The sequence below is a fragment of the Endozoicomonas sp. SESOKO4 genome (assembly GCF_024606275.1).
This window is the reverse complement of the sequence record NZ_JAHHPS010000076.1, coordinates 1-2,477: the sequence shown is the minus strand read 5'-3', so window position 1 is coordinate 2,477 and position 2,477 is coordinate 1. Positions and strand designations below refer to the sequence as shown.

Below are 2,477 nucleotides of genomic sequence, written 5' to 3'. Positions count from 1 at the left end.
AGCAGACCCAAATGCGACTCAAATGTCTCCAGTGAAAGGGTATACGCCCTTTATGCTCGCTGCTGAGATTGATGCCGTTGACGCTTTTAGGATGATGGCTGAGTCAAACCAAAACAAAGGCAATATTTATCAAGCTGTCGTGATTGATGGTAAGAGTGAAGATTGTTGGTCTATTGCCTATAAGTGGCGATCTTCAAAAGTTTTAGCCTATTTGCAGAGCAAATTTGGCCTTTAGTATCTTGGGGGCTTTGGAGTTGTGAGAATGTTGGATAGAAGCCCATCATAACGCTCCATTCCCTCACGTTTTTCTGACAGGTGTTCGTGACGATCGTAATGTTCATAGTCGACTCCAGTCAGTTGGTGGCTCTGGATCAGGTTGCGTATTTCTCGGTTAATGCCTGCATCTATCATCAGGGACTTGGCTGTATCCCTCAGGCAACTCGGTGTGTATCTTGCGGTCAGTAAATCTCCGCTCTGTTCACATAGTTTGGTGCGGTAGCGATGCCAGCGGTCAAGTGCCGTTGACAGGCTATCGGTTCTGACAGGGGCTGCTTCCTGAAATGCAAAAGGCCAAGGCAGGTGGGATGTGTACTCTCTGACTTCGGCGATGATACCAAGGGCACGGGGAGTCAGAGGTATGGTGTGGATCAGTGCTTCACCTTTCCGTTTTTTGTTTTCAAAGGATACGCAGTTTCTTTCAAAGTCATAGTCTACCCACTTTGCCCTGAGTAACTGGCTGGGGCGTTGGCCACCGGTTGCAATGAGGAATTGAATACACAGGCTGATGACAATACCCACTTCAGGGGCATCTTTGATGTTATGCCAGAGTTGGTGGATTTCCCGGTTATTTAATACCCGAACTCGGCTCTTTTCTACCTGGGTATTTTTCTTGGTCATAGCTACCGGGTTGTGAGTGAGGTAGAACCGCTTCTCTCCGACCCGGGTATGGTCGTAGTCGCTCTTTGATCCAAAAGAGAAGGCTGCATGCAGCATGGCCCTGACACAGTTGGCTTGATTTTCTGAGCCTCGGTTATGGACTTTGGCCAGAATGGTCACAATGTCGTCTGCTGTAACATCCTTGGCTTTTTTCCCGGCAAGGTTTGGATAGGGATCTTTAATATCTTTCTGGACAATACGGCTGTATTCCCGCTCTTTGTCTTTTCCCCGTTTTCGTAAATCATCTACGTAAGCATCAAGAAGGTCAGCGAAAGAGCCTTTCTGCGCCTCTACCTCTGCTTGTTGCTGTTGTTCTTCAGCTTGTTTCTCAAGGTGGGATTTAAGGTCTGCAGGTGATATCGCCTGACGAATGTTGGCCAGGTTGATGGCTCTCTCCCGTATCTCTTTGAGAGAGAAACCAGCCGCTGATGTTGAATAGCGATAGGAGCCAAGAGAGATCTCCCGCTTGGTTTTTCCAGAAAAGTAGCGATAGAAAGCAATATAACTCTGCCCTCGACGACGTATGAGAAAAGTGCCACGATTACGGCCAAGCTTCTCTGTAATTGTCTGCCCGTCCTTCAGGCTTCGGGCCTCCATGTCAGTTATATTACTCATTGTTATATCACTTTTTCACCCAAAAGAGGTGTAGGTATGGGTGTAGGTTTCTCGTGCGCTTTGGTGGTATTTTATGAGATGCACTGAGACACTATAATAGGCAATAGCTCATTAATATCAAGGCTTTCAAGCTAATAATGAAACGCTATAATATTTATAGCGACTGGTTATAAGGTGCTCCTAAGGGGCAGGTCGGAGGTTCGAATCCTCCAGGGAGCGCCAGATATAGTAAAGGCTCCAGGTTTTGAGCCTTTTTTATCCTTGCGATGGGTCGTCAATAGGTCGGATGCATTACACATTGTCAGAGTATTGCTGAGCCAGACTTTCATAGCTTTTTTGATTGTTCAGCCAGCTATCCAGATCCTCTACCCGATACCGGACTAATTTTTTGCCCACCCTGAAAAATTTTGGGGGAGCTTCCCCGCAAAGTTCTCCTGAAATCCTTGCTCTATCCAATTCAGATTTTGACAGGCCGATGTACTTTGCTGCTTGTGCTGTATTCAAGACGGCAGGTGAGAGTTCTTTAACGGTATGGTGGTTCATTGAGTTTACCTTTATTGAACAGGTTTATATTTTCAGGTAGCAAACTGCCACTCCAGACTTCATTGGTGATTCTGGTTTTCTGGTACTCGCTTTTATTGATCCAGTCTTGTTGATAGGCAACATCAGCAATCCGTTCCGTCAGTGCGGTCAAGGATATGGAGCCTTGTCGTATGAGTACGATGTTGTCAGGGGGCTGCATAAGAAACAGGGCAGGGTATGTGGTGAAAATGCCAACCAGAGCAGTATCAGGCCAAGCCCGAAACACCAGATTGCGAATGAGCTGGTTTGTTTTTGAGAAGTTGTCATAACAGAGATGGAATCGATTGTTCAGGATTTTGGCGAGCAAAGAATCGGGATTCTGCCTTTCAATAAACGTCCGCCGC

At 46.5% G+C, this 2,477-nt stretch carries 4 protein-coding genes; 1 reads left to right on the top strand and 3 read right to left on the bottom strand.

The genetic code is table 11. From position 1 onward, the window contains the following. Positions 1-235 (top strand): hypothetical protein (locus KDK16_RS01290; RefSeq protein ID WP_257274326.1); only part of this gene is annotated, 235 nt, incomplete at its 5' end. Here the strand turns inward: KDK16_RS01290 and KDK16_RS01285 are convergent. From KDK16_RS01285 to KDK16_RS01275, 3 genes are all read right to left on the bottom strand, one after another. Beyond that, positions 232-1,551 carry a tyrosine-type recombinase/integrase gene (locus KDK16_RS01285; RefSeq protein WP_257274325.1) on the bottom strand — a complete coding sequence of 440 codons (1,320 nt, stop codon included), beginning with the start codon at positions 1,549-1,551 and terminating at the stop codon, positions 232-234. The two genes, KDK16_RS01290 and KDK16_RS01285, sit on opposite strands and share 4 nt — an antisense overlap. A gap of 291 nt (positions 1,552-1,842) precedes the next feature. Beyond that, the gene (locus KDK16_RS01280) at positions 1,843-2,094 is read right to left on the bottom strand and encodes an AlpA family transcriptional regulator (RefSeq protein WP_257274324.1); all 252 of its coding nucleotides are present in this window, start codon (positions 2,092-2,094) and stop codon (positions 1,843-1,845) included. After that, on the bottom strand, positions 2,075-2,477 hold a 403-nt coding region (locus tag KDK16_RS01275; RefSeq protein WP_373690889.1), incomplete at its 5' end, for a hypothetical protein. The genes KDK16_RS01275 and KDK16_RS01280, both read right to left, overlap by 20 nt.

What these genes read in the sequence shown, in the direction of transcription:
- KDK16_RS01285 (WP_257274325.1), bottom strand. Translation starts at nt 1,551, where the DNA reads ATGAGTAATATAACTGACATGGAGGCCCGAAGCCTGAAGGACGGGCAG.
- KDK16_RS01280 (WP_257274324.1), bottom strand. Translation starts at nt 2,094, where the DNA reads ATGAACCACCATACCGTTAAAGAACTCTCACCTGCCGTCTTGAATACA.